Genomic DNA, 25,641 nt, shown 5'->3' with positions numbered 1-25,641 from the left:
TGGCTACTGCTGCGCGACCTGCTCGCGCAGCTGGGCGATGGCGGGGGCCAGCTGGGGGGGCTGCATGTTCTTGGGCACTTCCACCGTGAAGCGTTCGAAATGCTCCAGCGCTCCGGCCTTGTCGCCCCGGCGCAGCGACAGGCTGCCCAGGAAGATGAGCGCCTCCTGCGCGTCCGGCCACGTGTCCACCAGCTCCAGCAGCTCCTGCTCCGCGCCCTGCACGTCACCCTGCGACGCCGCGCGCAGCACGCCCCGGTGCACCCGCAGCTCCACGCTGAACGGATCCACCGCCAGGCCCTTCAGCGTCACCTTCAGCGCTTCGTCGAATTGCTGCTGACGGATGAGCTCGTGGCTCAGCATCGACGCGGCCTCCACGTCGCCCGGGTTCGACGCCAGCCGCTGACGCGCCTGCTCCAGCTCGTCGTTCATCTCGGGCGCCTGCGGCATCTGCTGCTGCTGGGCCATGCCCGGCGGCGTCGCGCCCGTGCCCATCTGGCCTTCCTCACGCGGCTTCTGCTCGGAGACGAGCAGGTAGCCCAGCCCTCCGAAGAAGACCACCACGCCCGCGCCCCACAGCGCGCCCACCATCTGCGGGTTGCGCGACGCCCATCCCGTGGGCGCCGGCACGTTGCGCGCGGGCGCCTTCACTCCCGCTGCCTGCCGCTTCTGGTGCTCGTCCTTCGCGCGCAGCGCCGCGGCCGCTTCCTTCTCCAGCCGCGCCTTCTCCGCCGTGTAGTGCTCCGCGGTGAAGTGGTGCTTCTCCGCCTCCAGCGTGCGCAGCTGCTCGATGAGCGACTGCGCCCGCTGCGCCAGGTCGTCCGCCGTGCCGTCCGCCTTCGTCGTGGTGTCCGACGGCAGCGCGCTCCCCGTCTTCATCTTCATGTAGAGGAGCCACGCGGCTGCCAGCACGAAGGCGACCGAGAGGACGATGATTCCGGGCAACCAGTTGGTGGGCTCGGGCTGCATGGCTTAGCGCTCCAGCTCCCGGCGCACGGCCTGGAGGTAGGGGTCCGCTTCGTCCGTGGACGGCGCGGGTGTGGAAGGGGAGGGGACCGGCACGGCTTCCGCGGGCGCGGCGTCCTCGGGCAATGGCTGACGCTGCTTCAGGATGACGAAGAGGCCGCCCAGCACCAGCGCGACCGGCCCCAGCCACACGAACCAGTTGAAGCCCTCCGCGCGCGGCTCCAGCAACACCCACTCGCCGTAGCGCGCCACGAAGTAGTCGACGATTTCGGTGTCCGTCTTTCCGTCGGAGACCAGCTCGCGCACCTTGTCCAACTGCGCGCGCGCCATGGACGACGGGCTGTCCGCCACCGACAGGCCCTGGCACACCGCGCAGCGCAGCTTCTTCGCCAGCTGCTGCACTCGCACCTCCTGGGCCGGCGCGAGAGGCTCACTCGCGGCCTGCTGCGGCGCGAACTGCCCCGTGGCAAGGCTCAGGGCGAGGGTCAACGAGACGAGGACGGCATTCATCGGGGGCTCCAGCGGGGGCCGTCCCTAACTACCGCCCCCTGACGGGTATTGCACACGGAATCCTGGGCCGCACGCCCGCCGCCCGGGCAGCCCTTCCGATTGAAGCCAGCGGCCTAGCCCCGGTAGCCCGAGTCGGGCTCGGTCTCCAGGTCCTGGTCCGGATCGTACGGGTCGTCCTCTGGCGGCAGGTACTCGGCCGGCTCGTCGCGGCCCATCGCGTGGCGCACCGCATGGAAGCCCACCGCCCCCAGGCCCAGGAGGAACGCGATGGGGCCCACCGCGAGCTTCACCCCCGCGAGCGCCCAGAGCAGGCTCACGCTCACCGCGCCCACCGGCACCCACCGCAGGAAGGCCGGGCGCTCCACATCCGTCCGCAGCGCCGCGAGCACGAGCACCGACAGGAGCGCCAGCAGCGGCAGCTCCGACAGCGGCAGGTCCCAACCCGAGCGCGACGCGACGCCGCCCCCCGCGCTGTAGAGCGAGTCGTCCGAGGGCCGCGTCGTGGGAATCACGCGCAGCTCGGCCGGCACGCTGCGCACGCCGCCCGGCACCGGCGCGTTGTCCGGCAGCGCCGAGCCGTCCGCCATCACCTTGCCCCACGACAGGAAGAGCGCCACCACGCACACCGCCACGCCCGCCAGCGCCACCACCCGGGGGAAGCCCAGGAGCGAGCGCAGGTCGAAGTCGCGCGCCACGCCGTCCGGCTCCGCGATGACCAGCTTGTACTGCTCCACGGCGATGAGCGCCGTCCCCGCCGCCCAGATGGGGAAGAGCAGGTTGAAGCCGGCCAGCAGCCGCACGGACAGCGCCAGCAGCAGCAGCGTGAACGCGGCGGGGATCTCCGGCCGCATCAGCACCAGCGGTACGGAGTCCACCCAGCCGGGCGCGTTGCCGTCGCGACGCAGCTCCCTCGCGACGAGCGACACGCAGCCCACCAGCGACAACAAGGTCCCCAGCACGCCCACGCTGGGGAAGAAGGGCAGGATGGACAGCACCAGCGAGAACGCCACCAGCCCCACGCCCAACACACTCTGCGAGTGACCCGGCACGTCCTTCAGCCAGCGGGGGCCCGTGTACGGATCCTCGTCCTCGAACGCCTCCGGCGGAGGCTGTGCCTTGGAGCCGCGTGGGGGCTGAGCGCCGCTGGCCTGGCGCCGGTCTTCCTCCTCTTCGTCCAGGATCTCCGCCGCATAGGCCGGCTCGGTCATGGGACGGCTGGGGCGGTTGCTCCTGGCGCTGCTGGCACGGGGCGGGGTCGCGGGACGTGCGGGCATCTTCGCGCCGCAGTTCTCGCAGTACATCAAGCGGACGTCCGCCGCGCTTTCACCGCACTCGGGGCACTGCATGGGAAGCCCACCTCGCTGGAGCAGGGGCCGGGGGAAGCCCTCGCGAACGACGCCGACAGATGGGACTTACTACGGATTCCAGGCCTCCCGCGAGGCGGCCCCGGGCCTCCCTCGCGGGCTCCCGGGTGCCTGCCTTCCGAGCGGGCGCAAGTTGACTCAGTTTTGACGCGCGGCTTCCGCGGTGGGACGGGCTGCCGGCTGGGTCAGCTCCTGCACCCGGGTGACCAGCGTCTTCGGGTCGATGGGACCCACGTGCTTGCCGCGGATGATGCCCTGCGCGTCGATGAAGTACGTCTCCGGCACGCCCGCGACGCCGTAGTCCACCGCCATGCGCGAGCGCTCATCCATCAGCTGCGGGAAGCTCGCGCCCATGCGGCGCAGGAAGTCGCGCGCGTTGGGCTCCGTGTCCTCGAAGACGACGCCCATGAACACGGCCTGGGTGCCCAGCTCGCGCGCGCCCCACTCGAGCACCGGGTGCTCGTACTTGCAGGGCCCGCACCACGACGCCCAGAAGTTGATGACCACCGGGCGGCCCTTCAGGTCCGCCAGCTTCACGGCGTCGCCGCCATCCAGCGGCTTGAGTGTGAAGTCCGGCGCGGCCGCGCCCTTCAGCATGAAGGGCACCTCGTGCGGGTTCCGCCCGAAGCCCTGGAAGAGGACGAAGAGCAGCGCCGCCCCCACCGCGGCGAACACCAGCGGAAGCCGCCAGCGCTTCATGCCGCACCCCGTTCGGCGTCCGTGCCGGGCAGGGGAGGCGAAGCACCCACCGTCGGCGCGTCAGCGCGCAGCACCGCCGCCCGGCGCGAAGGCCATACAGCAATGAGCGTGCCCAGCATCAGCAGCGGCAGGCTGTACCAGATCCATCCCACCAGCGGGAACACCCAGACGTTGAAGCTCGCCGTGCCCGTCGTCTCGCTGAAGGCCATCAGCGAGATGTACAGGTCCTCCTTCGGCGACTCACGCACCGCGGGCGTGCCCACGGGGTCCGTGCTCCGCTCGTAGTAGTTCATGCGCGGGCGCGCCTCCGTCACGTCGCCGTTGGGCGCTGTCACCTCCAGGCGCGCGGCGACGAAGGTGCGGTGCGGCTCCTCGCCGCTGGACAGGCCCAGGTACTTCAGCTGGTAGCCGTCCAGCATCATCGTGCCGTCCTTCTTCAGCGTGCCGGACGTGTGCTTCACGTACGCGCTGGAGGCCGCCACGGCGACGATGATGAGCACGATGCCCAGGTGCACCACGTAGCCGCCGAAGCGCCGGCGCGACTTGCTGGTCGCGGTGGTCAGCGCCGTGACGAAGCCCTCCTTGCGCTCGGTCATACGCACGCGCACCGGCACCACCAGCTCGCGCAGGGTGATGAGGGTGACGAAGCCCGCCAGGCCGAACGTGAGCAGCGGATACACGCCGCGCAGCCCCGCCGCGTAGCAGGCGATGGTGATGACCACGCCCACCGCCGCGGGGATGAGGAACTGCCGGCGCAGCGTGGCCTTGTCCGGCGTGCCCCACGGCAGCACCGGGCCCACGCCCATCAGGAAGAGCACCGCGATGCCGCCCGGCACCGCCATCTTGTTGAAGTACGGCTCACCCACGCTCACGCGGATGCCTCGCACGGCCTCCGACACCAGCGGGTAGAGCGTGCCCAGGAGCACCGTGAAGGTGATGGCCACGAACACCAGGTTGTTCACCAGGATGCTCGCCTCGCGAGACAGCAGCGACGAGAGCCGGCCCTCCGGCGCCAGCAGGTGGCCGCGCGTGGCCAGCAGGCCAATGCACACCACCAGCAGGATGGCGATGAAGACGAGGAACGTGGGCCCGATGTCCGACTGGGTGAACGAGTGCACCGAGTTGAAGATGCCGGAGCGGGTCATGAACGTGCCCAGGATGGTGAGCACGAACGACGCCAGCGCGAGGCTCAGCGTCCACAGCTTCAGCATCCGCTTGCGCTCCTGCACCATGGTGGAGTGCATGAACGCCGTCGCGGTCAGCCACGGCAGGAACGACGCGTTCTCCACCGGGTCCCACGCCCAGTAACCGCCCCAGCCCAGCACGGCGTACGCCCACCACGAGCCCAGCACGATGCCCAGCGTGAGGAACATCCACGCGATGAGCGTCCAGCGCCGCAGGGGCGCCATCCACGCTTCGCCAATCTCCCCGCGCAGCAGGCCCGCCACGGCGACGCCGAACGGCACCGTCATGCCCACGTAGCCCGCGTAGAGCATGGGCGGGTGGATGATCATCAGGAAGTGGTTCTGCAGCAGCGGGTTGGGGCCTGGACCGTCCGCCGGCACCGGCGACACGGCGCCCCAGGGGTTGGCGGGGCCCGCGATGAGGAAGGCGAAGAAGACGCCCACGGCCAGCATGGTGCCCAGCGCCAGCTGCATGTAGCGCGCGTGCTCCTTGCGGTGCACCCAGGCGAACGCCGCCAGGTACACGCCCATGATGAGGCCCCAGAAGAGGATGGAGCCTTCCAGCGCGCTCCACAGCGACACGATGGTGTAGATGAGCGGCGTCGCGCGGCTGCCCACCTGGGCCACGTACTTCACGCTGAAGTCGTGGTTGATGAGCGCTTCCACCATCACCAGGTTGCTGCCGATCATGCACGCGGCGAAGCCCCACACCGCGCGCAGCACCCAGGGGTAGCTGGCGTCGTTGCGGCGCATGCCGCCCACCAGGCCCAGGATGGCGCCGAACGCTGCGAAGGCCAGGCCCGCGAGGACCAGCCCATAGCCCAACATTCCGTTCACGGCGCCCCCGGCGGCGTCGCGGTCGCGGTGGTGGCGCCTTCAGCCAGCGTGTCCTGCCACTTGCGCGGCTCCTCGCCTTCCTTGGGCGCGCGGTACTCGTTGGAGTGGTTCACCATCAGCCGGTTGGACGTGAAGACGCCGGACTTGTCGTAGGTGCCCTCCACCACGACGCCGATCTTCTCGCGGAACATCTGCGGGGGCGTCTCCAGCGAACGCACGTGCACGCTCTTCGCGTTCGCGTCCGGGCCGTCCGCCACGCGGAAGTCCAGCGTGGTGTGGCCTTCATTCCACTGGATGCTGCCCGGCTGCACCACGCCGCCCAGGCGGATGGTGGCCGTGTAGGCCTTGTCGCCGTTGGAGATCAGCTCCGACGGGCTCCAGTAGTAGACGAGGTTGTCCCCGATGTTGCCGAAGGCGATGAAGCCAAGGCCAGCGCCGGCGAAGAGCAGGGCTCCCAGCGCGATGAGACGGTTGCGGTTGACGGGCGTCATGGGCTCACTCCTTCGAATCGGCAGCGGCGCGGGGACGGCGCGCCCAGAGGGACACCGAGTAGAGCACGAAGGCGGCCACGGAGATGCCGTAGCAGGCCCACACGTACCCCCAACCACCCTGGACACGGCCACTGCCCACCTGGGCCAGCAGCATCAGCGACGTCAGCGAGGTCATGTTCAGGCCACCTTCGAGGAATGGGTCGCGCGCTGCGCGGGGTCATCCGAGGGCAGCGCCTCCGGCAGCGCCACCTCCGCCTGCCGCTCCGCGAGCGCGATGCGGTAGCGGTGCACCATGAAGACGATGAGCAGCGCCAGCATGCCGAACGCCGACACGCGCAGGGGCAGCACCATCTGCGGGTCCACCGTCTTGGGGCTGGACTGCACCTGATGGAGGCTGCGCCACCAGCGCACGGAGAACCACACGATGGGCAGGTTGATGGCCCCGATGATGGCCACCACCGCGCTCCACACCGCGCGCTTCTCCGGGTCTTCGACGAAGCGCCGCAGCACCAGGTAGCCCGTGTAGGACACCAGCAGGATGGCCTCGGACGTCAGGCGGGGGTCCCAGGACCAGTACACGCCCCAGGTGGGGCGGCCCCAGATGGAGCCCGTAATCATCCCGAGCGTGCCGAAGAGCAGGCCGATCTCCGCCGAGGCCTCCGCCATCGCGTCCGTCTTCCACGACTGACGCAGCAGGTACGTCACCGCGGCCACGAAGTTGATGAACATGGCCATCATGGCCATCCACTGGAGCGGCACGTGGACGTACATGATGCGCTGCACTTCGCCCATCTCCCGGTCCGGCGGTGCCCACGCAAGGCCCAGCCACCAGCCCGCGCCCAGCAGCGCCAGCGTCACCGCCGGCAGGCCAAACTTGACGAACTTGTTCATCCTTCAGTCCTCGATGACCCGGGGAAACAGCAAGAAGCCCACGCCCCAGTAAATCAGATTGAACCCCAGCAGAAGCCCCTGCCATGAGCCCAGCTGCTGCATCGGATCACCCTGGAGTACGAGCGTGGTGCCCTTGGCGGCGGAGAGGAGGGCTGGGATGACGAGCGGGAACAATAGCAGAGGCAGCAGCACATCCCGGGCCCGGGCATTGCTGGAGATGGCCGCGTACACGGTCCCCGGAGCGCTGAGCGCCATGCTGCCCAGCACCAGGATGCCCGCCAGGTCACCGACCCCGGTGACGATGCGCACGCCGTAGAGCGCCACCATTACCGGCACCAGCACCACCGCCAGCGCCAGGAGCAGCAGGGCGTTGCCCAGCGCCTTGGACAGGAAGATGGCGCGCGCGTCCGCCGGGGCCAGCCGCACGCCGTCCAGGCAGGCGTTCTCCGTCTCCACGCGGAAGGACTCGCCCAGGGACAGCACGCTGGCGAAGAGGATGGCCAGCCACAGGTAGCCGCCCGCGTTGCGCTCCAGCAGCTTCGTGTCCGGGCCCAGCGCGAAGGAGAAGAGCAGCAGCGTGGCCATGGCGAAGAACACCAGCGCGTTGAGCCGCGCGCGGGTGCGCCATTCGATGAGCAGGTCCTTGCGCATCAGGACGAGCGTCGTCGTCAGCAGGCCCGGGCGGCGCTTCGCGTTCGGAGGGCTCATGCCGCCACCGCCCGGCCGTCCTGAAGGTGCAGCCGCTCCTCGCACAGGCTCAGGCCCTGTTCGATGAGGTGCGTGGCCAGCACCACCGTGGTTCCGCCCGCCTTCAGCTCCGCGATGACGCCCTCCATGTCCTGGATGCCCGCGGGGTCCAACTCACCGAAGGGCTCGTCCAAGAGCGCCAGGGCCGGGGCCTTCATCAGCAGTCGCGCGATGGCCAGGCGCTTGCGCATGCCCGCGCTGAAGCCTCGCACCGGGCTGTCCGTGCGGCGGTTGAGGCCCACGCGGTTGAGCAGCGCGTCCGCGACGTCCTGCGGCGCGTCCACGCCCAACAGGCGCCCCAGCACCATCAGGTTCTGCTGCGCGGTGAGGTCCTCGTAGAGGAAGCTGGCGTGGGAGAGGAGCGCCACGTCGCGGCGCACGGCCTCACGGTCCTGCACGGCGTCCCGGCCCAGCACCTCCACGCGGCCCGCGGTGGGCCCGAGCGCGGTGGCGACGAGTCGCAACAGCGTCGTCTTCCCGGATCCATTGTGGCCGGTGAGCAGCAGCGAACGGCCGGCGGGCAGCGCGTAGGTGAGCCGCGCCAGCGCCCACCGTCGCCCATAGCGCTTGCTCACGTCGTGGAGGGCGAGCGCGGGCGCTGATCCAGAGGGGAGAGGAGGCATCGGCGGGCCGTTTCGTAGCCTTAAAAGCCCGTGTTCACCAGTGAAACCCCTGGGGTCGCCCGCCGGAGGACAAGAAGTTTTTACGCCTGCTTCTTCCGCCGCTTTCGCCGGGGGACTGAAAGGTTTTCGCCACGGGTGGGCGCGCGACTGCCCTGGTACACCCAGGTACGACCTCCAAAGGGGCGTTCCTGCCCTCGGGGGCACCGGGTTTCCTGGGGTTACGGGGGATTTTCACCACCTACCTGCCCTGGCATCCAGCATGCACACAGGCGGCGCGGGGCCTGTTCCATTGGGGGGAGCGGGCAGACGGCGAAAGCCGCGAGGGAGGCGTGATGGCAGGCAGGGTGTTGCGGCGGGCGGCGAAGGCGGCGGCGGCGGGGTTCCTCCACTACAGCGGGGCGCGCAAGGCGATGGCGGCGTACCGCCGTTCGCAGTCGGGTGGCCGGCGCATCCTCATCGTGAGCTACCACCGCGTGGTGAGCGACTTCACGGGGGAGCTGCAGCGCTCCATCCCGGGGCTGCTCATCTCCCAGGAGACGTTCCGTCGTCACCTGGAGCAGGCGCACGCGGCGGGCTTCGAGCTGGCGAGCATTGGCGACGCGGTGGACGTGATGGAGGGCCGCCGCGCCGCGAAGAAGGACCTGTTCGTGGTGACGTTCGATGACGGCTACCGCGACGTGTACCGGTATGCGTACCCGGTGCTGAAGCAGATGGGCGTGCCGGCCATCACCTACCTGCCCACCGCGTTCATCAACACGGACAAGCGCTTCAACCACGACCGGCTGTTCCACCTGCTGCGCTGCGTGCAGGAGCGCCGGTTCCGCCCGGACTACTCCACCATGCCCGGCCCGTCCGTGCAGCTCTTGGGGCCCATCCTCTCCGGGCAGAAGACGACGTCCGCGGCGCTGGACGACTTCATCGGCGAGCACCCCACGCGCGTGCTCACGGGCATCATCGACGCGCTGGAGCAGCGGCTGGGCGGCGGCTCGGACCTGCTGCCCGAGCAGGGCGACGTGATGAACTGGGACGAGGTGCGCCAGATGGCGCGCGACGGCTTCGAGTTCGGCGCGCACACGCTGGGCCACACGGTGCTGACGCTGGAGCCCACGGCGGTGGTGGAGAAGGAGATCGTCGAGTCCAAGCAGACCATCGAGCGCGAGGTCGGCGTCCAGGTGAAGGACTTCGCGTACTGCAACGGCTGGTACTCGGATGAGATGATCCGCGTGCTCAAGCAGAACGGCTTCCGCTCGGGCGTCACCACGGAGGACCTGCCCAACCGCGTGGGCGGCGACCCGTTCGCCCTCAAGCGCAAGGTGATGTGGGAGAACTTCAGCCTGGGGATGATGGGGGACTACTCGTCGTCACTCACGGTGTGCCAGTTCGATGACTGCTTCGGCGTGCTGGGCATGAGCCACCCGGTGCTGGGCCACCGTCCGCACATCCTCTCGCCGGCCGTCAGCGGCGCCCCCAACATCCTGGTCCAGGAAGCGGCCGCCGCGGAGGTCGCGCTCGCGAAGGCGACGCCGGTGGAAGTCGTGGACGTGACAGCGCCGGTGATCGTGACGGATCCGCGGGTTGCGGCCGCGGTGACGGGTGCGCAGGTCGTGGTGGCGCCGAACGTGGCCCTTGCCCCGGAGGCGGCGCAGCCGGAGGAGCTCCAGTGAGTGTGTCACCCAAGCCGGCCCCGTCCCCGTCGTTCCTGGGGCGGGCCGGCCCGTTGGTGTTGGCCCGGTTGTTCACCGCCGGGCTGACGCTGTCCATTCCGCTCGTGCTCGCCCGGGTGCTTCACCTGGACGAGTACGGCACCTACTACCAGCTGTTCCTCATCGCCACGACGCTGTCGTACGTGCTGCCGTTCGGCGTGGCGCAGAGCCTCTACTACTTCCTGCCCCGCGCGGAGGCGAAGCGGCCGTACCTGGGCCACGCGCTGCTCTTCGTGACGGGCGCGGGAGTCGTGGCGGCGGGCCTGGTGTGGTTCTTCCTGGGCCACGTGGCGGCCTACTTCAACAACCCGGCGCTGATGGATCACCGCGCGGCGCTGGCGCTCTACACGGCGTTCTTCCTGGGCAGCTACCCGCTGGAGATTTCGCTCACCAGCCAGGGGAAGACGAAGGCGTCCGCGGTGGTGTACCTGGCGTCGGACGCGGTGCGCTCCGGCGTGATGGTGCTGCCGCCGCTGTTGGGCTTCTCCCTGCACGGGATGATGATCGCCGTGGCCTGCTTCGCGGGCCTGCGCTACGTGGCCACGTGGGTGGTGTCGCTGCGTGGCTCCACCGGGCCGCTGGTGGACTGGAAGCTGTTCAAGGAGCAGCTGGTGTACGCGGCGCCTTTTGGTGCCGCGATGTGCCTGGCCATCCCCCAGCAGAACGCGCACATGTACGCGGTGGCGGGCGTGGTGGCCCCCGCGGTGTACGCGCTCTACCGGGTGGGCTGCTTCCAACTGCCGGTGGTGGACCTGCTCTACACGCCCACCAGCGAGGTGCTGATGGTGCGCCTGGGCGAGCTGGAGCGCGAGGGCCGGCTGGAGGAGGGCGTGGAGGCCTTCCGGGAAGCGGCTGGAAAGCTGGCGTACGTGTTCCTGCCGTTCGCGGCGTTCCTCTTCGCGGCGGCGCCGGAGTTCGTGGGGGCCATGTTCGGCCAGAAGTTCCTGTCCGCGGTCCCCATCTTCCGGGTGAGCGTGCTGGGCGTGGTGCTGTCCATCCTGCCCATGGACGGGACGCTCCGGGCCCGGGGACAGACGCGGGCCATCTTCGCGTCGTACCTGGTGAAGGCAGTCGTGACGGTGCCGCTCCTGTGGTTCGGCGTGAAGCACTTCGGGATGATGGGCGGCATCGCGTCCTGGGCGCTGGCGGAGGTGGTGGGCAAGGGCATGCTGCTCATCCGCGTGCCCCGAGCGCTGTCCACGCCCGAGCGCAAGCTGGGGCTCACGGATGTCATCCCGTGGCGGGAGCTGGGGCAGGCGTCGCTGGCGGCTGTCGCGGCGGGCGGGAGCATCTTCCTGCTGCGCACCGGCGTGCATGACACGTGGATGAACCTGCCCACGGGCTTCCTGTGGCGGGTGCTGCCACTGGCGGTGGCGGGGCTGCTCTTCGTGGTGGGGTACGTGGTGGGTCTGTATGCGCAGGGCGTTCGCCCGTGGAGCGCATTGCAGTCCCTCCGTCCCCGCCGCGCGGCCTGATTCACCGTCGGGTATCGCACGCGTGGGGGGCACTTCCCTCCCCACGCGTGGGTACCTACCTTCCAGGCGTCACGGAGTTCGGGTGGGCGAGGAGAGGCGTGATGGGATTCGACGCGATGACGCTGTACCGGATGGCGCATGGGCTGAAGAAGCGAGGGGTGCCGTTGCTGCCCGCTGTTCTGCGCAAGGCCATCTACTACCTGCACAGCTCCTACATCCCTGAAGACGCGGAGCTCGGCGAGGGGACGCAGCTGGGCTACGGCGGTATCGGCGTGGTCATCCACAAGGCGGCGAAGGTGGGCCGTCACGTCCTCATCTCGCAGCAGGTCACGATTGGCGGACGCTCCGGGTTGGAAGGCGCGCCGGTGATTGGCGACTACGTGCGCATCGGCGCGGGCGCCAAGGTGCTGGGCAACATCCACGTGGGCGACTTCGCGGTGATTGGCGCCAACGCGGTGGTGGTGAAGGACGTGCCCTCGGGCGCGGTGGTCGCGGGCGTGCCCGCGAAGGTCATCCGGCAGGACGCGGATCCGCTCACCACGTACCAGCGCGAGATGGGCCTGTTGCCCACGCGTGCGCCGCCGAAGCTCACCCAGGTCCCACGTCCCTCCGCGCAGGCTTCCGCGCGCTAGGCACTTCGCTTCGTTGGACAAGGGGCTTCCTTCATGCGCGTGCTGCTCGTCGGGGACTACCCGCCGCCGTACGGGGGCGTGGCCATCCACGTCCGTCAACTCCATCAATTTCTGCGCGACCGCGAGGTCGAAGCGAAGGTGCTCGATATCGGGAAGGGTGGCCGGCCGGCTCCGGACGTCCTCCCCGTACACGGCGCCGCCGCCTTCGGCCTGCGGCTCGCGGGATTCACCTCCGCGGGCTGGACGGTCCACCTGCACACCAGCGGCAACAACCCGAAGGCGTGGGTGCTGGCGGCGCTGGTGGGCACCATGCCCGGGCCTCGCTCGCCGCGCGTCATCACGCTGCACTCGGGGCTGATTCCTGACTACCTGGCGGAGTCGCAGGCCCGGCGCGTGTTCGCGCGCACGGCGCTGGCGGGCTACGCACGGGTGGTGGCGGTGTCCCCGGCGGTGCGCGACGCGGTGGTCGCGTGCGGTGTGCCGGAGGAGAAGGTCGTGGTGCATCCGGCCTTCTGCGGTTCGCAGGTGCGGCCCGGTCCGGTGACGCCGGAGGTGGAGGCCGCGCGGTCCCGGCGCGGTCCGCTGCTCACGATGGCGCACCACCCGTCGCCTGTGTACGGGCGCAAGCAGATGTTCCGGGCGCTGAAGCTCGTGGCGGAGACGCACCCGGGCGTGGGTCTGGCGCTGTTCGGTCCGGGCACGCGCTCTGAAGAATTCATCCGCGACGCACGCGAGCTGGGCGTGGCGGGGCTGCTGGAGGACCTGGGCGAACTGGAGCACGCGAAGGCGCTGGGGCTCCTGTCCCAGAGCGATGTCTTCATCCGGCCCACGACGCACGACGGGGACTCCATCTCCGTGCGCGAGGCGCTGGCGTTGGGCGTGCCGTGCGTGGCCAGCGACGTGTGCGCTCGGCCGGAGGGCACGCGGTTGTTCAAGGCCGGGGACGAGCGGGCGCTGGCGCAGGCGGTGCGCGACGCGCTGGCGGCGGGCCCGGCGAAGGTGACGGCTCCGGATGCGGGGCCGGTGATGCTGGACATGTACGCGGAGTTGCTGCCGTCCGGCATGGCAGGTGCAGGAACCGTGAACGCGGCGTGACGGAGTGGGGACAGGTTGGGGCGCCTTCGAGTGTGAGGGCGCGCTTCAGGGCTTTCAGCACGGAACTTTTGACTTCAGGAGAAGACGATGCGGCGCAGTGAAGAGATGGACCTGTCGAAGCGGGCCCTTCGTGGGCGGGACCTGGTGGTGTTCTCCAACGACTGGGACGGGGATCCGCTGTCGAAGGTCCACATCATGCGGATCCTCTCGCGGGACAACCGCGTGCTGTGGGTGAACAGCATTGGCAACCGCGCGCCCAAGGCGAACGCGCACGACGCGCAGCGGATCATCAAGAAGCTGAAGACGTTCACCCAGGGCATCCGCGAAGTGGAGCCCAACCTGCACGTGCTCGCGCCGCTGGCGATTCCGTTCTACGGCTCGGAGACGGTGCGCCAGGCGAACCGCCACCTGCTGCGGCTCCAGGTGCTGCGCGCGATGAAGCAGCTGAAGTTCGAGCGCCCCATCTCCTGGAGCTTCCTGCCTGCGTCCGCGCCGGTGTCCGGCACGCTGGGCGAGGACTTCGTCGTGTACCACTGCGTGGACGAGTTCTCCGCGTTCAGTGACACCAATGGCAAGCACATCGCGGAGCTGGAGGAGCGCCTGCTGCGCCGCGCGGACATGTGCATCACGTCCGCGGAGCGCCTGTATGAGAACAAGAAGCGCATGAACCCGCGCACGGTGCTGGTGCGGCACGGCACGGACCACGCGCACTTCGTGAAGGCGTGCGACCCGGCGACGAAGATTCCGGAGGACATCGCGAAACTGCCCAAGCCCATCATCGGCTTCTTCGGGCTGGTGGCGGACTGGATTGATCAGGACGCCATCATCGCGTGCGCGAAGGCGCACCCGGAGGGCTCGGTGGTCATCGTGGGCAAGACGACGCCGGACTGCGACGACAGCCGCCTGCGCGCGGTGCCCAACATCCACATGCTGGGGCGCAAGCCGTACGCGGACCTGCCGGGCTACAACAAGGCGTTCGACGTGGCGCTCAACCCGTTCGTCATCAACGAGCTGACGCTGAACTCCAACCCGCTGAAGGTGCGCGAGTACCTGGCGTCCGGCCTGCCGGTGGTGTCGTCGGATCTGCCGGAGGTCCGCAAGGTGGGCCTGTGCCGCATCGCCACCACGCCGGAGGACTACGTGAAGCAGGTCAACGCGGCGCTGGCGGACAACCCGGGTCCGAACCGGGAGCGCGCGGAGAAGATTTTCCACGAGAGCTGGGAGGCCCGCGTCACGGAGATCCGCCAGCACGTCGGTGAGGCGATGCTCGCGGCGGGCAAGAAGCTGTAGGCCCGGTCCGGTACCGGGCGGCAGGAGGGCGCGGGTCCGGAGCGTGTGAGCGCGCCGGACACCGCGCCTTCGTCATTCCTGGAGGGCGCCCGCGCGGCCCGTTACGCGGCGCTCCAGCAGGGCGTAGCGGCGAGCGAGGCGGGTGTAGTCGGCGGGGCGGATGGGCGTGCGCTCCCGCGTGCGCACGAGGTCCCCCTTCGCGTCCAGGTAGTCGCGCGCGGGGATGCCGCAGGTCTCCGCCAGGAGGCGCGCGGCCTCTGTGTCCGGCAGGGAAGGGGCGATGCCCAGGCGCTCGTGCATCAGGCGTCGCAGGCCGGTGTCGAGCTCCGGCAACAGCTCCGCCTCCACCTTCGCGCGGCGCATGAGCCAGCCCAGGGAGCGCACGTACTCACGCGACGAACGGTGCCGCTCCACGCGCACGGGTCGGGGCGCGCCGAAGCGCGTGCCTCGGGAGACGACGTAGGCGAGCCCCACGGCGAGGCTCTGCGCGATGAAGACCCAGAGGCCCTGGGACAGGGGCGGGCGGGTGATGACGGCGTGGTGGAACTCGTCGAAGCGCAGGGGACCGCGCGCGGCGAGCGCATCCCAGAAGCGCAGGTTGTCGAGCAACTCCAGTCGCCGGTTCTCCGCGAGGTCCGGGCCCGCGGCGACATAGACCTCGCCCTTGTCCAGGCCCCAGCGCCACAGCACGCTCGCGCCGCCCAGGCCCGCCAGCGGCACCGCGTCCCCGTGTTCCACTCTCAGGCTTCGGTCCCGGGCCACACGCAGGAGCGACAGGTCGCGCAGCGCGCCCGCGGGCAGCCACACGTCCACGGTGACGCCAGCGGGATCCACCCATTCGGAGGCAAGGCCTTGGTGGTTCGTACCGGGCAGTGCGCCCGAGGCGATGTGCAGCCAGTCCTCCATGCCCGGCTGGTGTTCCGCCAGCGCATGCGGAGACAGATACACCAGCGTGCCTCCGCCCCGGACGAAGCGCTCCAACGCGGCGACTTCTTCCTTCGTCACGGGCTGGGCCTGTGGCGCCGCGATGACCAGCGTGCGCGTGCTGGCGGGAATCGAGTCCAGGGATGAAGTCTGCGCGCTGACGTCCCGTCCGCGTTCCTTCAGGTAGACGAAGAGGGCCTTGAGTCCCAGCGGGCCCGGGTTCGTGATGGACGGCACGGGGGAGTCCGGCGGGGCCTCGTGCGACGCAAGGCCCACCGCCAGCGCCACGGCGATCATCAAGCCCAGAACGACCGCGACGCGAGCATTCCTCACGGCCGGACCTCCGCGAGCGAGCCGTGCAACTGCTCCACGGACTCCACGAAGCGCGTGGCCTCTTCGCGCGACACCGGCTCCAGCGAATAGAAGGCCCGGTCGTACCATCCGACCAGCCGCTCCACTTCACCCGTCACGCGCGCGGGGGCGCCTCTCGTGGGTAGCTCCGCGGCGAGCTCGCGGTTCGTCTTCACGCGGTCCGGCCGCGCCAGCTTGCGCTGCTCCAGCGTGGACAGCAGGCCCAGCAAGCCTTCACGGATGGCCTCGCGCGAGTCCTCCGTCTCCAGCGCAGTGCGCGCCCGGCCCAGGTGTTCTCCGGGCGTATCCAATTCCAGGGGCGCGGCTTCACCTTCCACTCCCTGCGCGGTGACGGTCTTCTTGCTCCGGTGCCAGCGCACCCGAAGCACGCCGAACAACACCACCGCCAGCGCCAGGCCCAGCATCACCGCGCGCGTGGCCACCGCGAAGCCCTGTGCCCCCCGGGATTCGAAGAGGCCCTCCAGCCAGGTCTGCAGCTCGCGCAAGAGGCGCGTCAGCAGGTCGCTGTTGCGCTGCCGGGCCCTCGCGAACTCCGGCCGGTCGAGGATGGCGCGCAGCCGCTCCGGTTCGCTCGTCACTCCGGGCGCCACGGCCGGCTCCGCGTCCAGAGCGCACACGGCCTCCAGGTACACGGTGAGCTGCCGGGCACGGTCGGGCTCCGTCTGGCCGGAGGTTCCGGGCGGCAGGGGCACGCCGTCCAATGCCTCCACCAACCGATTCACCTCCGCGTTGAACGCGGCGGGCCGCGAGCGTGCTGTGTCCTCGAGCCGGCGCGACACGGCCTCCCGGTCAGCGCACGGGGGCAGGGCAGCCAGCAGGAGGAGCAGGGGCAGGGCGGGCACGGGTTGTCAGGGGGACGGCGTCGCCGGCTCCGCGGTCGCGATGCGTCGCTCCAGGTCCAGGCCCTCGCGGCGCACGCGCATGTCCACGTAGAAGAACGCGGACACCACGAAGCTCAGCGGCGTGAAGAAGGACTGTCCCACCACCTGCAACAGCTCCGCGGGGACGAGCAGTGCCTGCGGAATGGCCGCCTGCGCCGCCGGGTCCAACAGGTTGCCACCGTAGGCGAGCCGGACGATCCACGCGGGCAGCCCCGACACCAGGCTCACCGCGATGAGGATGCCGCCCACCACCGTGGACAGCACCATGGCCCGCACCGTGCCCCGGCCAAAGAAGCCCGGCTCGACACTGCCCTTCAGCAGGGCCCCGGAGCGCTTGAAGGCCGCCCACGCGCCCACGTCCTCCATGGCCAGCACAGGGGGAAGGAGCATGAAGCGGAGGAAGTACCAGAGCACCGCCGCCAACGCGCCCAGGCCCAGCACGATGGCGCCGATGATGATCAGCGCGATGCTCAGCGCCGTTCCGCCGCCAGTGCCCTTGCCGGTGACGGCCGCGACCACGCCCATCCCCATGACGAGCGAGCCGGGCAGGCACAGCAGGACCGTCACCCCCGCCGCCCACGCGATGGACAGCAGGTAGGTCGCGGTCAGCGTGCCCAGGCGCGACACGGCCCGCCGCAGACCTTCCGAGGGACGCACCGGCTCACCCAGCCGAGCGGGAATCACGTACCGGGCCGCCGCCGTGGTGGCCACCCAGAAGTTCCACACCAGGAACGTGTACAGCACGAGCATCAGCCCCATCACGATGCCGGACTGGGTCAGGGCCTGCGTGGGGTCCGTGCCCGCGGGAGCCCCGCCCAACCCGGGCAGCACGCCCACCGTGCGTGTCATCGCGACGGTGAATGCCTTGACCGCGATGTAGTTGAGGAGGTCGAACCCCAGGCACAGCACGAACAGGGGTTTCAGGTGAGCGCGCCAGAATGTCGCCGCGCGGTCGATGATTTCTCCGATGGCGAGCGGGCGCAGCTCAACGGAGTTCGGGGATGGCGTCACGGCCGCGCAGCATAGCGCCGCCTCAATCGCGCGGGGGCCGGCATGCGTCCAGCAGCGCCCGGGCCGCCGCGAGCGGATCCTCCGCCTCCAGCACGGCGGAGATGACCGCGACACCCCAGGCCCCTGGCACCTCCCGGGCCCGCTCCGGCGTCATCCCCCCCAGCGCCAGGGCAGGGCAGGGCAACCGCTCCGCGAGCCCCTTGAATCCGTGAGGCCCCAGCGTGTCGCGCGTGTCCCCCGGCTTGGACCCCGGAGCGAACACGGGGCTCACCAGCGCCAGGTCCGCGCCCAGCGCGGCATCCGCCTCGCGGGCGTCATGCACCGCCACGCTCACCCACCGCTCCGCGGGCAGGAACGGGCGCACGTCGCGGGGAGAAGGGCCAGAAACAGGCAGATGCAGGTGCGCGCCCACGAGCAGCGCGACATCCAGCCTGCCGTTCACGAACAGCGTCCGGCCCCGGCACACGTCCGCCAGGAGCCGAGCCTCCTCCAGGAACAGCCGCCCGGAGGCCTCCGGGTGACGGTGCTGCACGGCGACGTCCGGCCCCGCCTCCAGCGCCCGCTCCAGCGCGGTGAGCAACCGCGCCCGGGGCAGCCGCCAGTCCGTGATGACCACGAGGCGGGGCAGGGCGGGCACCGCTACTCCACGAGCCCTTCGATGGGGCTGGACGCGGAGCCGTACGCCTTGCGCGGGATGCGGCCCGCCAGGAACGCGTCACGGCCGGCCTCCACCGCCTTCTTCATGGCCACGGCCATGCGCACCGGATCCTTCGCGCCCGCGATGGCGGTGTTCATGAGCAGCGCGTCCACGCCCAGCTCCATCGCGATGGCCGCGTCGGACGCCGTGCCCACGCCCGCGTCCACGATGACCGGCACCTTCACCACCTCGCGGATGAGCCGCAGGTTGTGCGGGTTGCGGATGCCCAGCCCGCTGCCGATGGGCGCCGCCAGCGGCATCACCGCCGCGCAGCCCGCGTCCTCCAGCTTGCGCGCGGTGATGGGGTCGTCGCTGGTGTACGGAAGCACCGTGAAGCCTTCCTTCACCAGGATGCGAGCGGCCTTCACCGTCTCCTCGACGTCCGGGTAGAGCGTCTTCTCGTCGCCAAGCACTTCCAGCTTCACCCACTTGCTCATGCCCAGCTCTTCCGCCAGCCGGCACGTGCGCACCGCGTCGTCCGCCGTGTAGCAGAGCGCCGTGTTGGGCAAGAGGCGCATCTTGTTGCGGTCGATCCAGTTCATCAGCGACGCCTCGCCCGTCGCCTTCAGGTCCAACCGCCGCACCGCCACCGTGACGAGCTCCGCGCCCGACGCTTCGTGGCACTGCTTCATCACCTCGTGGCTGGGGTACTTCCCCGTCCCGACGATGAGCCGCGAGGTGAATGTCACCCCCGCCAGCGTGAAAGGCTTGTCCGCGATGCCGCTCATGACCGTCTCCTCTCCAGGGCCTGCACTCACCCGCCACCCACGAAGGTGACGATCTCCACCCGGTCCCCGTCCTGGAGCCGGTGCTCGGGATGACGTGCGCGGCGCACCACCTCCGCGTTCACCTCCACCGCCACCCCCGGGCCGCTGCCCAGCTCCAACAGCGCCAGCAGGGACGAAAGGGTGCTGCCCTCTGGCAGCGTCCGCGCTTCTCCGTTGACCCACACGTTCACGGCCTCACGGCTCCTTCCGGTCCCCTTCGGACGGGACCCGCCGGTGCCAGTACAAGGGCGGTTCTGCCCTGTCAACGCACAGCCTCCCCCACGCAACAGGCCTGCTTCAGCGCACTGGAACGGATTTTTCGCGCTCGAATGCGTTTTGTTCCGCTTCCCCAGCAGGCGGGCGGCCAGGCCCTTCCTCGTGCGCGGGCCGCCCCTGCGCATGGCTCCATGCGTTGCCAAGCGCTGTGCAGGTACGGGGGGAGCGACCAGTTTCTGCCCAACGCCGGGGAACAAATCACCGGCACTCAAGAACACACTCACAGGGGGCGGTCACACATGCGGAAGCTCATGATTGCGGTTACGGCGGTCGCGGGTCTGACGATGGTCACCGGCTGCAAGAAGGACGATGTCCAGGCGCAGCGCGAGGACGTCGCCGAGGCCCGTCAGGAAGCGGCGCAGGAGACGGCGGAGGCGCGTCAGGACGAGAGCCGGGAGATGGCGTCGGCGCAGCATGACGCCAACGAGGACATCGCGGAGGCGCGCCAGGACGCGAACGAAGAGATCGCCAGCGCCAACGAGGACGTCCGCGACGAGGAGCAGGACCTGGCCGAGGCCCAGGCCAACCGGAATGAGGAACTGGCCGCGGGCGGCTCCGGCATGGCCGGGACCACCAGCGCCGCGGCGGCGACCACCGTCAACGGCCGCGTGATCGCCAAGTCCGGTGACACGCTGACGCTGGTGGACAGCACCAACAAGGAACTGAAGATCAAGACCAATGACCGGACCGCGCTGATGGACAACGGCAGCCGCGCGGTGAAGCTGGACGACATCAAGGAAGGCTCGCAGGTGCGCGCCTCCTACGTGATGGACGGCAAGGACATGGTCGCCCGCGACGTCACCCTGGTGGCGGCGGTGAAGAAGCTGGACAAGTAATCCCCGCGCCTCACGCGCCTCCGTCCTTCCGGACTGGGGAAAATACTTGAAGGCGACGGCTCCCACCCTCGCGGTGGGGGCCGTTTCCTTTTGAGTCGGGGAGATGCCCGGTGGGGTCGGATGGGGATGTCTGACCCGGGTGGTAGGACGCGGGCGTGAGGAGTTCCTCATGCCTTCCCACCCCCGGGAAGCGCCTCTTCGTCAGGAGCGTCACCCACGATGGCCACCCATCCCCCCGCGTCCTCCGCGTCCCGGCCCTTCATCCTCTTCACCACCGGGGCCACGTCCTATGAGCTGGTGCGCTACCTGGGGTCGCGCGCCGGTGGGGAGCTGCTGCTCGCCCGCCGGCACTACGCGCGCACGCCGGGCGGACTGGTGCTCATCAAGCGCCTGCGCGACGTGACGGATGACGTGGCGCGGGCACGGCTGCGGGAAGAGGTGAAGCTGCTCATGCGGCTGTCCCATCCGGCCATCGCGCCGGTGTACCTGGTGCGGGTGCATGACGGCGCGCCCCACCTGGTGACGGAGTACGTGGACGGGCCGTGCCTGGAGACGCTGTCCAGCTTCGCGGCGCTGCGGCGGCGGCCCTTCTCGGAGGCGTTCGCCGCGTACGTGGGCGCGGAGGTGGCGGACGCGCTCCATCACGCCCATTCGCTGGAGGACTCGCGCGGCCTGCCCGTGGGCGTGGTCCACCGCGACATCAGCCCCCGCTCCCTGCGCGTGGACGTGCACGGGCGGGTGCGGCTGTCGGACTTCGCGCTCGCGTGGTCGCGGCTGCCCGGGCGCGTGGTGACGGAGCCGGGGCTCGTGCGCGGGGACGTGGCCTATGCCTCGCCAGAGGCGCTGGAGGGCCTGCCGCTGGATGGCCGCGCGGACCTGTTCTCCCTGGGGATGGTGCTGCTGGAGTTGCTCACCGGGCTGCACCTGCTGGACCTGGACGACGTGGAGCGCGCCGCGCAGCAGGCCCAGCCCGTGCCTGGAACGCGCGGGCTGTGCGCGGAGACACCCAGCTGGCTCCCCGCGCCGCTGATGGCCGCGCGCATGGCGTGCCTGACGCCGGCCCACGTGGAGCAGGCCACGCGGGGGCTTTCGCCAGGAATGCGGGCCGTGCTCCAGCGGGTGCTCCATCGCGACCGTGACCTGCGCTTCCAAACGGGCGCGGAGCTGCGGGATGCGCTCCGGGGCCTGCTGAACGCGGAGGGACGGCCCTATGGCCCCCCGGAAGCGCTGCGCGAGGTGTCGGAGGTGCGCACGGACGCGCTCGTGGGCCCGGCGGGAGCGGCGGAGGCGGGGCTTCCGCTGGAGGATGACCTCTGGGACGGCTGCGATGACGAAGGCGCGGACTGGACGTGACGTGTGACGGTGGGATGTCCCGGGGCGCTTGTCATCGCGGGAGGGCGTGGCGAAGACTGCTGGCATGGGTGACGTGAAGGAGCTGCATCGCCAGTGGTGCATCGCGGATGGACACGCGGATTCGCTGATGTGGAACCGCGACCTGTGCGAGCGGTCGACGGAGGGGCACGTGGACTTCCCCCGCCTGCGCGAGGCGGGGGTGAAGCTGCAGTGCTTCACGCTGGTGACCCGGGGCTTCCCGTTCATTGGCGGCTTCCCGCTGTTCGCCGCGTGGCGCAAGTGGCCCCGCGAGGCGCGCGGCAGCGAGTGGACTCGCGCGCTCTGGCAGATTGAAAAGTTGGACTCCTTCTGCGCCCGCTCCGGGGACACCGTGCGTGTCGCCACCACGGGGGCGGCGCTGGAGGACAACCTCGCGCACGGGCGGCTGTCCGCGGTGCTGGGCGTGGAGGGTGGCCACGCGATTGAAGGCCAGGTGGAGCGGATCGCGGAGTTGCACCGGCGTGGGGTGCGCTTCATGGGGCTCACGCACCTGTCCAACAACGACCTGGGCGGTTCGTCCTTTCCCATGATGGGCAACCGGGGGCTGACGCCGCTGGGGAACCAGGTGATGGAGGAGATGGCCCGCCTGGGAATGAGCGTGGACGTGGCGCACGCCTCCGAGCAGACGCTCACGGACCTCTTCGCGCACCCCACGGTGCGCTACTTCTGTTCGCACACGGGCGTGCGCGCGGCGGGCGGCGGCTGGCGCAACCTGTCCGACGCGGCCCTGCGCACCATTGCCCAGCGCGGCGGTGTGGTGGGCATCATCCTGGCGCCGGTGTACCTGGGCGGCGACACGTGGGACGACGTGGTCCGCCATGTGGAGCACGCCGTGGACGTGATGGGGGAGGAGGGCGTGGGCGTGGGCAGCGACTACGACGGCATGGTGGCGCTGCCCCGGGGCATGCGGGACGTGACGGATTTGCCGCGACTCACGGAAGCCCTGCTCAAACGACACCCGGAGTCGTGGGTGGAACGTGTGATGGGTGGCAACTTCCGGCGTTACTTTCGCGAGACGCTCGGCGGCGGTTGACAGCGAAAAACCTGTCGAAAAGAGTCGCCGGCACTCATGAACCGTCTTCCCCTCGCGCTCTTGTCCCTCGTCGGTTTCTTCCTTCTTTCCGGTTGTGGCGGGCCGGGTTCGGGCGACTCGTGTGACGGCGGCGACTACGTGTGCCAGGACGACGCGCAGGCCCTGGAGTGCCGCAACGGCACCTGGCGCCCGCTCGCGTGCCGGGGGCCACTGGGCTGCCGGGAGCTGGCGGACAGCGTGCGGTGCGACACGTCCCTCAACCAGGAGAACGACGGGTGCGCCACGAACGCGGAGGGCAAGGGCGTGTGCAGCCCCAACGGCGCCGCGATCCTCACGTGCCAGCAGGGCGTGCTGGTGAAGACGGCGGATTGCTCGTCGTGCGCCGTGCAGGACTCGCAGGTCGTCTGCCAGCCCTGAGCCTCAGCGCTCCGGTTCCCCTCCGGATTTGGCTGGGGAACCGGGAGGTGGCGTGGGCAGGTAGCCGCCCGCGGCCATGCGCTTCCCTGACCGTTCGTACATGGCCGGTGAGAGGCCCTGGACGCCGGTGCCGTCAATCCACCGGTTGTAGAAGTTGAAGAGGGCGCAGACGGAGACCGCGTCGTACACGGCCTCGTCCGACCAGCCGGCCGCCTTCAGGCGCTCCACGTCCTCGCGGCGCAGGTCTCCGGGCGCGTCGTTGAGTTGGTCCACGAAGGCGAACAACGCCTTCTCGGCCTCCGGGATGGGGGCCGTCTTCACGTCGTCCAGTACCGCCTGGACGTGCTCCTTGCTGCCCAGCAATTCCGCCGCGACCGCGGCGTGAGAGCCCGTTCAAAATACGCAGGCGTTGCGCCGCGACGTGTACGCGGCGATGAGCTCCCGCAGCCCGGCCGACAGCGGGGACGGACCGCGCATCACCTCGTGGGTGAAGGCGGACAGCGCGTCCGTCATGCGCGGCTTGAACGCGAACAGGTGCCAGATTCCCGGCGGCGTCATGCCCCCGGCCCGCGCCATGGCGATCAGCTTCCCGTAGTGCCCGTCGGACTCGTGCGACTCGACGTCGGGCAGGTACATGTTTTCCGGAGCGGGGGACTTCATCATCGCGCACTTCCCTGGCGAAAGGACGGGGATGCCGCCCATCAGGCCAGTGACGCGAGGAAGCTGTCCAGCACCGAGTTGAAGGCCTCCGGCTGTTCCTGGTTGGGCAGGTGCGCCGCGCCGGGGATGACCTCCAGCCGTGCGCCCTGCACCAGGTCCGCCATCTGCTTCGCCTTCGCCAGCGGCGTCACGGTGTCGTGCTCGCCCACCACGACCAGCGCGGGCCCCGCGTAGCGCGCGAGCAGGTCCTTGCTGTCCAACCGCAGCGCCATGCCCCGCTGCGCGGCGGCGATGGACTCCGGCGACACGGACAGCCCCAGCTTCGTCACCTCGCGGCCCACCGGTGATTCCGGCCCCGCATGGACCAGCTTGGGCACCAGCCCCTGGACGACGGACGCCGTACCTTCCTTCCGCGCCTGTTGCGCGGTGGCCTCTCGCTTGTCCTTCCCGGCGGCGTCGTCCGCGGTGCACTGCGTGTCCGAAAGCACCAGTCCTCGCACCCGGCCCGGGTCCTCGCGCAGGAGCGCCAGGGCCGCGTAGCCGCCCATGGACACGCCGCCCACCACCGCCGTGTCGATGTTCAACGCGTCCAGCAACGCGAGCGCGTCCTGCGCCAGCTTGCGCATCTCCGTGGGGCCTTCACCCAGCCGGCTCTGCCCGAAGCCGCGCAGGTCCGGCACGAGGAAGCGGTAGCGCCCGGACAGCGCGGCCACCTGCCGGTCGAACGCGGAGCCATCCAACGGGAAGGCGTGCATGAGCAGCACCGGCAAGCCCTGGCCCACGTCCCGGTAGTGCAGCGGAATCCCATCCACGGCGACCGTCAGCATGTGTGCCTCCTCGCGGCCCGTCGCAGGGGGCGGCGTCAGATCCACTTCTTGTACTTGAACCAGCCCACGAGCCCCAGGGGGAAGCCCACCATGGTCACCCACATGGCGACGTACCAGCCCGTTCCCGTCAACTGTTCGAAGTTCTGCCCGAAGAACCCCACGATGAAGGACAGGGGCAGGAAGAGGGTGGCGAAGATGGTGAGCTGCTTGCTGATGTCATTGGTGCGTTGGGCCACCACGGACAGGTAGCCGTCCATCACGTTGCCCACCACGTCGCGGCTGGCGTCGATCTGCTCGTACAGCCGTATCAGGTGGTCGTAGACGTCGCGGAAGTACAGCGTCGTCTTCTCTTGAATCTGCGGGATGCCCCGGCGCGACAGCATGCCCACCACGTCCCGCTGCGGAGACAGCACGCGGCGCAGCGTCACCAGCGCGCGCTTGAGCTGGAAGATGCGCTGCAGGTGCTCCGGATCCGGCTCGGCGAAGATGGCGTCCTCCAGGTCATCCAGCCGGTCGCCGAATTCGTCCATGATGGGGAACTGCGCGTCCACGAGCGCGTCCGCGAGCATGTAGAGGATGACGTCCACGCCCCGGCCCAGCGTGCCCGCGGGGTCGTCCTTCACGCGCCGTAGGACGGCGTCATGGCTGGGCAGGCGCAGCTCGTGCACGCTGATGAGCCAGTCCTGCGCGAGGAAGAAGTGGTGCTCGTGCAGCGTGAGCTCCGTGACGTCCGAACCGCAGCTGAAGCCCTGCATCACGATGAACTGGTGGTGCGGGTATTCCTCCAGCTTGGGCCGCTGGTCCAGGTGCAGGCAGTCCTCCACGGCCAGCCGGTGCAGCTGGAAGCGCTCGGCCAGTCGGCCCAGCACCTCCGCGTTCGGCTCCAGGACGTCGATCCACTTGGGCCCCGGCCGATCGAGCAGTTCCTCACCCCCCGAGACAGCCCTGCCGTCCTCCCACAGACAGACCTGGATCATTTCCGTGGACTCCCCGGCCCACCCCTTGGGCCCGGGACGCTTGCTAGAACTCCCCGGACGCGATGTC

29 protein-coding genes are annotated in these 25,641 nt (G+C 70.0%); 9 read left to right on the top strand and 20 right to left on the bottom strand.

The annotated features are described in order from the left end of the window. Window positions 1–3: 3 nt before the first annotated feature. From D7Y04_RS27465 to ccmA, 10 genes are all read right to left on the bottom strand, one after another. The gene (locus tag D7Y04_RS27465; protein WP_121761190.1) at window positions 4–966 is read right to left on the bottom strand and encodes a tetratricopeptide repeat protein; all 963 of its coding nucleotides are present in this window, start codon (window positions 964–966) and stop codon (window positions 4–6) included. Window positions 967–969: 3 nt separating this feature from the next. Continuing rightward, window positions 970–1,473 (bottom strand): cytochrome c-type biogenesis protein, encoded by a 504-nt coding sequence (locus D7Y04_RS27460; protein WP_120595994.1) that lies wholly within the window; start codon window positions 1,471–1,473, stop codon window positions 970–972. A 113-nt stretch (window positions 1,474–1,586) separates the two neighbouring features. After that, window positions 1,587–2,819 (bottom strand): zinc ribbon domain-containing protein, encoded by a 1,233-nt coding sequence (locus D7Y04_RS46595; protein WP_147454559.1) that lies wholly within the window; start codon window positions 2,817–2,819, stop codon window positions 1,587–1,589. Window positions 2,820–2,975: 156 nt separating this feature from the next. After that, window positions 2,976–3,536, bottom strand: a complete 561-nt coding sequence (locus D7Y04_RS27450; protein WP_120595996.1) for a redoxin domain-containing protein — start codon at window positions 3,534–3,536, stop codon at window positions 2,976–2,978. Further along, the gene (locus D7Y04_RS27445; protein ID WP_120578275.1) at window positions 3,533–5,557 is read right to left on the bottom strand and encodes a heme lyase CcmF/NrfE family subunit; all 2,025 of its coding nucleotides are present in this window, start codon (window positions 5,555–5,557) and stop codon (window positions 3,533–3,535) included. The genes D7Y04_RS27450 and D7Y04_RS27445 overlap by 4 nt, the downstream gene beginning before the upstream one ends. Further along, window positions 5,554–6,048 (bottom strand): cytochrome c maturation protein CcmE, encoded by a 495-nt coding sequence (locus D7Y04_RS27440; protein WP_120578274.1) that lies wholly within the window; start codon window positions 6,046–6,048, stop codon window positions 5,554–5,556. Before D7Y04_RS27440 ends, D7Y04_RS27445 begins: the two co-directional genes overlap by 4 nt. Window positions 6,049–6,052: 4 nt before the next feature. Beyond that, window positions 6,053–6,223 carry a hypothetical protein gene (locus tag D7Y04_RS45205; protein WP_171807092.1) on the bottom strand — a complete coding sequence of 57 codons (171 nt, stop codon included), beginning with the start codon at window positions 6,221–6,223 and terminating at the stop codon, window positions 6,053–6,055. A 2-nt stretch (window positions 6,224–6,225) separates the two neighbouring features. Continuing rightward, window positions 6,226–6,939 (bottom strand): cytochrome c biogenesis protein CcsA, encoded by a 714-nt coding sequence (gene ccsA / locus D7Y04_RS27435; RefSeq protein ID WP_120595998.1) that lies wholly within the window; start codon window positions 6,937–6,939, stop codon window positions 6,226–6,228. Between the two features lie 3 nt (window positions 6,940–6,942). Then, window positions 6,943–7,647, bottom strand: coding sequence for a heme exporter protein CcmB (locus tag D7Y04_RS27430; protein ID WP_120595999.1), 705 nt, complete (start codon window positions 7,645–7,647; stop codon window positions 6,943–6,945). After that, window positions 7,644–8,309 (bottom strand): heme ABC exporter ATP-binding protein CcmA, encoded by a 666-nt coding sequence (gene ccmA / locus D7Y04_RS27425; RefSeq protein ID WP_120578271.1) that lies wholly within the window; start codon window positions 8,307–8,309, stop codon window positions 7,644–7,646. Before ccmA ends, D7Y04_RS27430 begins: the two co-directional genes overlap by 4 nt. Window positions 8,310–8,719: 410 nt before the next feature. Between ccmA and exoL the strand changes: the two genes are divergently transcribed. The 5 genes from exoL to exoP all read left to right on the top strand — a co-directional run bounded on the left by exoL (window position 8,720) and on the right by exoP (window position 14,504). Then, a complete protein-coding gene (gene exoL, locus D7Y04_RS27420) occupies window positions 8,720–9,973 on the top strand; it encodes a spore coat polysaccharide deacetylase ExoL (protein WP_368666428.1) in 1,254 nt (417 codons plus the stop codon). After that, window positions 9,970–11,487: an oligosaccharide flippase family protein gene (locus D7Y04_RS27415; protein ID WP_121761188.1), complete on the top strand. Its 1,518-nt coding sequence runs from the start codon at window positions 9,970–9,972 to the stop codon at window positions 11,485–11,487. Before exoL ends, D7Y04_RS27415 begins: the two co-directional genes overlap by 4 nt. A gap of 101 nt (window positions 11,488–11,588) precedes the next feature. Further along, window positions 11,589–12,119, top strand: a complete 531-nt coding sequence (locus tag D7Y04_RS27410; protein WP_120578268.1) for a serine O-acetyltransferase — start codon at window positions 11,589–11,591, stop codon at window positions 12,117–12,119. 33 nt (window positions 12,120–12,152) lie between these two features. Next, entirely contained in the window at window positions 12,153–13,214 is a 1,062-nt protein-coding gene (locus tag D7Y04_RS27405; RefSeq protein ID WP_121761187.1) for a glycosyltransferase family 4 protein, read from the top strand. 87 nt (window positions 13,215–13,301) lie between these two features. Next, on the top strand, window positions 13,302–14,504 hold the full coding sequence (gene exoP / locus D7Y04_RS27400; protein ID WP_120578266.1) for a spore coat polysaccharide biosynthesis glycosyltransferase ExoP: 1,203 nt from the start codon (window positions 13,302–13,304) through the stop codon (window positions 14,502–14,504). Between the two features lie 72 nt (window positions 14,505–14,576). Here the strand turns inward: exoP and D7Y04_RS27395 are convergent, their stop codons facing one another. Genes D7Y04_RS27395 through thiS form a run of 6 tightly spaced genes read right to left on the bottom strand, consistent with a single transcriptional unit; the run spans window position 14,577 to window position 19,347 of the window. After that, the gene (locus D7Y04_RS27395) at window positions 14,577–15,761 is read right to left on the bottom strand and encodes a DUF4350 domain-containing protein (protein ID WP_121761186.1); all 1,185 of its coding nucleotides are present in this window, start codon (window positions 15,759–15,761) and stop codon (window positions 14,577–14,579) included. Next, window positions 15,758–16,642: a DUF4129 domain-containing protein gene (locus D7Y04_RS27390; protein ID WP_121761185.1), complete on the bottom strand. Its 885-nt coding sequence runs from the start codon at window positions 16,640–16,642 to the stop codon at window positions 15,758–15,760. Before D7Y04_RS27390 ends, D7Y04_RS27395 begins: the two co-directional genes overlap by 4 nt. A gap of 6 nt (window positions 16,643–16,648) precedes the next feature. Beyond that, entirely contained in the window at window positions 16,649–17,692 is a 1,044-nt protein-coding gene (locus tag D7Y04_RS27385) for a hypothetical protein (protein WP_120598754.1), read from the bottom strand. Window positions 17,693–17,714: 22 nt separating this feature from the next. Further along, window positions 17,715–18,329, bottom strand: a complete 615-nt coding sequence (locus D7Y04_RS27380) for a thiamine phosphate synthase (protein WP_121761184.1) — start codon at window positions 18,327–18,329, stop codon at window positions 17,715–17,717. 2 nt (window positions 18,330–18,331) lie between these two features. Further along, a complete protein-coding gene (locus tag D7Y04_RS27375; protein ID WP_120598755.1) occupies window positions 18,332–19,117 on the bottom strand; it encodes a thiazole synthase in 786 nt (261 codons plus the stop codon). Window positions 19,118–19,143: 26 nt separating this feature from the next. Beyond that, the gene (gene thiS, locus D7Y04_RS27370) at window positions 19,144–19,347 is read right to left on the bottom strand and encodes a sulfur carrier protein ThiS (RefSeq protein ID WP_120530083.1); all 204 of its coding nucleotides are present in this window, start codon (window positions 19,345–19,347) and stop codon (window positions 19,144–19,146) included. Between the two features lie 336 nt (window positions 19,348–19,683). On the opposite strand from thiS, the gene D7Y04_RS27365 reads away from it, so the two are divergent. The 4 genes from D7Y04_RS27365 to D7Y04_RS27350 all read left to right on the top strand — a co-directional run bounded on the left by D7Y04_RS27365 (window position 19,684) and on the right by D7Y04_RS27350 (window position 23,110). Then, window positions 19,684–20,268, top strand: coding sequence for a hypothetical protein (locus D7Y04_RS27365; RefSeq protein ID WP_233601604.1), 585 nt, complete (start codon window positions 19,684–19,686; stop codon window positions 20,266–20,268). A gap of 219 nt (window positions 20,269–20,487) precedes the next feature. Then, on the top strand, window positions 20,488–21,621 hold the full coding sequence (locus D7Y04_RS27360; protein WP_120598757.1) for a serine/threonine-protein kinase: 1,134 nt from the start codon (window positions 20,488–20,490) through the stop codon (window positions 21,619–21,621). A 64-nt stretch (window positions 21,622–21,685) separates the two neighbouring features. Continuing rightward, on the top strand, window positions 21,686–22,693 hold the full coding sequence (locus D7Y04_RS27355) for a dipeptidase (protein ID WP_120598758.1): 1,008 nt from the start codon (window positions 21,686–21,688) through the stop codon (window positions 22,691–22,693). 36 nt (window positions 22,694–22,729) lie between these two features. Further along, a complete protein-coding gene (locus D7Y04_RS27350; protein WP_121761183.1) occupies window positions 22,730–23,110 on the top strand; it encodes a hypothetical protein in 381 nt (126 codons plus the stop codon). Between the two features lie 3 nt (window positions 23,111–23,113). On the opposite strand, the gene D7Y04_RS27345 is transcribed toward D7Y04_RS27350, so the two are convergent. From D7Y04_RS27345 to D7Y04_RS27330, 4 genes are read right to left on the bottom strand one after another with little or no spacing between them, the layout of a single operon-like run. After that, entirely contained in the window at window positions 23,114–23,473 is a 360-nt protein-coding gene (locus tag D7Y04_RS27345) for a carboxymuconolactone decarboxylase family protein (protein ID WP_121761182.1), read from the bottom strand. Between the two features lie 30 nt (window positions 23,474–23,503). After that, complete coding sequence (locus tag D7Y04_RS27340; protein ID WP_120598761.1) at window positions 23,504–23,773, bottom strand: peroxidase; 270 nt, start codon at window positions 23,771–23,773, stop codon at window positions 23,504–23,506. A 38-nt stretch (window positions 23,774–23,811) separates the two neighbouring features. Then, a complete protein-coding gene (locus tag D7Y04_RS27335; protein ID WP_121761181.1) occupies window positions 23,812–24,597 on the bottom strand; it encodes an alpha/beta fold hydrolase in 786 nt (261 codons plus the stop codon). Between the two features lie 35 nt (window positions 24,598–24,632). After that, window positions 24,633–25,574 carry a magnesium transporter CorA family protein gene (locus D7Y04_RS27330; RefSeq protein ID WP_120580315.1) on the bottom strand — a complete coding sequence of 314 codons (942 nt, stop codon included), beginning with the start codon at window positions 25,572–25,574 and terminating at the stop codon, window positions 24,633–24,635. Between the last annotated feature and the right edge of the window lie 67 nt (window positions 25,575–25,641).

Source organism: Corallococcus sp. AB038B (genome assembly GCF_003668955.1).
Lineage (GTDB): Bacteria > Myxococcota > Myxococcia > Myxococcales > Myxococcaceae > Corallococcus > Corallococcus exiguus.
This window is presented reverse-complemented; position numbering and strand designations above follow the sequence as displayed.

Excerpts from the sequence above, each read along its gene's own strand:
- D7Y04_RS27465 (WP_121761190.1), bottom strand. The coding sequence starts at position 966 with ATGCAGCCCGAGCCCACCAACTGGTTGCCCGGAATCATCGTCCTCTCG.
- D7Y04_RS27460 (WP_120595994.1), bottom strand. The coding sequence starts at position 1,473 with ATGAATGCCGTCCTCGTCTCGTTGACCCTCGCCCTGAGCCTTGCCACG.
- D7Y04_RS46595 (WP_147454559.1), bottom strand. The coding sequence starts at position 2,819 with ATGCAGTGCCCCGAGTGCGGTGAAAGCGCGGCGGACGTCCGCTTGATG.
- D7Y04_RS27450 (WP_120595996.1), bottom strand. The coding sequence starts at position 3,536 with ATGAAGCGCTGGCGGCTTCCGCTGGTGTTCGCCGCGGTGGGGGCGGCG.
- D7Y04_RS27440 (WP_120578274.1), bottom strand. The coding sequence starts at position 6,048 with ATGACGCCCGTCAACCGCAACCGTCTCATCGCGCTGGGAGCCCTGCTC.
- D7Y04_RS45205 (WP_171807092.1), bottom strand. The coding sequence starts at position 6,223 with ATGACCTCGCTGACGTCGCTGATGCTGCTGGCCCAGGTGGGCAGTGGC.
- ccsA (WP_120595998.1), bottom strand. The coding sequence starts at position 6,939 with ATGAACAAGTTCGTCAAGTTTGGCCTGCCGGCGGTGACGCTGGCGCTG.
- D7Y04_RS27430 (WP_120595999.1), bottom strand. The coding sequence starts at position 7,647 with ATGAGCCCTCCGAACGCGAAGCGCCGCCCGGGCCTGCTGACGACGACG.
- ccmA (WP_120578271.1), bottom strand. The coding sequence starts at position 8,309 with ATGCCTCCTCTCCCCTCTGGATCAGCGCCCGCGCTCGCCCTCCACGAC.
- exoL (WP_368666428.1), top strand. The coding sequence starts at position 8,720 with ATGGCGGCGTACCGCCGTTCGCAGTCGGGTGGCCGGCGCATCCTCATC.
- D7Y04_RS27410 (WP_120578268.1), top strand. The coding sequence starts at position 11,589 with ATGGGATTCGACGCGATGACGCTGTACCGGATGGCGCATGGGCTGAAG.
- D7Y04_RS27405 (WP_121761187.1), top strand. The coding sequence starts at position 12,153 with ATGCGCGTGCTGCTCGTCGGGGACTACCCGCCGCCGTACGGGGGCGTG.
- exoP (WP_120578266.1), top strand. The coding sequence starts at position 13,302 with ATGCGGCGCAGTGAAGAGATGGACCTGTCGAAGCGGGCCCTTCGTGGG.
- D7Y04_RS27375 (WP_120598755.1), bottom strand. The coding sequence starts at position 19,117 with ATGAGCGGCATCGCGGACAAGCCTTTCACGCTGGCGGGGGTGACATTC.
- D7Y04_RS27365 (WP_233601604.1), top strand. The coding sequence starts at position 19,684 with ATGATTGCGGTTACGGCGGTCGCGGGTCTGACGATGGTCACCGGCTGC.
- D7Y04_RS27360 (WP_120598757.1), top strand. The coding sequence starts at position 20,488 with ATGGCCACCCATCCCCCCGCGTCCTCCGCGTCCCGGCCCTTCATCCTC.
- D7Y04_RS27355 (WP_120598758.1), top strand. The coding sequence starts at position 21,686 with ATGGGTGACGTGAAGGAGCTGCATCGCCAGTGGTGCATCGCGGATGGA.
- D7Y04_RS27350 (WP_121761183.1), top strand. The coding sequence starts at position 22,730 with ATGAACCGTCTTCCCCTCGCGCTCTTGTCCCTCGTCGGTTTCTTCCTT.
- D7Y04_RS27340 (WP_120598761.1), bottom strand. The coding sequence starts at position 23,773 with ATGATGAAGTCCCCCGCTCCGGAAAACATGTACCTGCCCGACGTCGAG.
- D7Y04_RS27335 (WP_121761181.1), bottom strand. The coding sequence starts at position 24,597 with ATGCTGACGGTCGCCGTGGATGGGATTCCGCTGCACTACCGGGACGTG.
- D7Y04_RS27330 (WP_120580315.1), bottom strand. The coding sequence starts at position 25,574 with ATGATCCAGGTCTGTCTGTGGGAGGACGGCAGGGCTGTCTCGGGGGGT.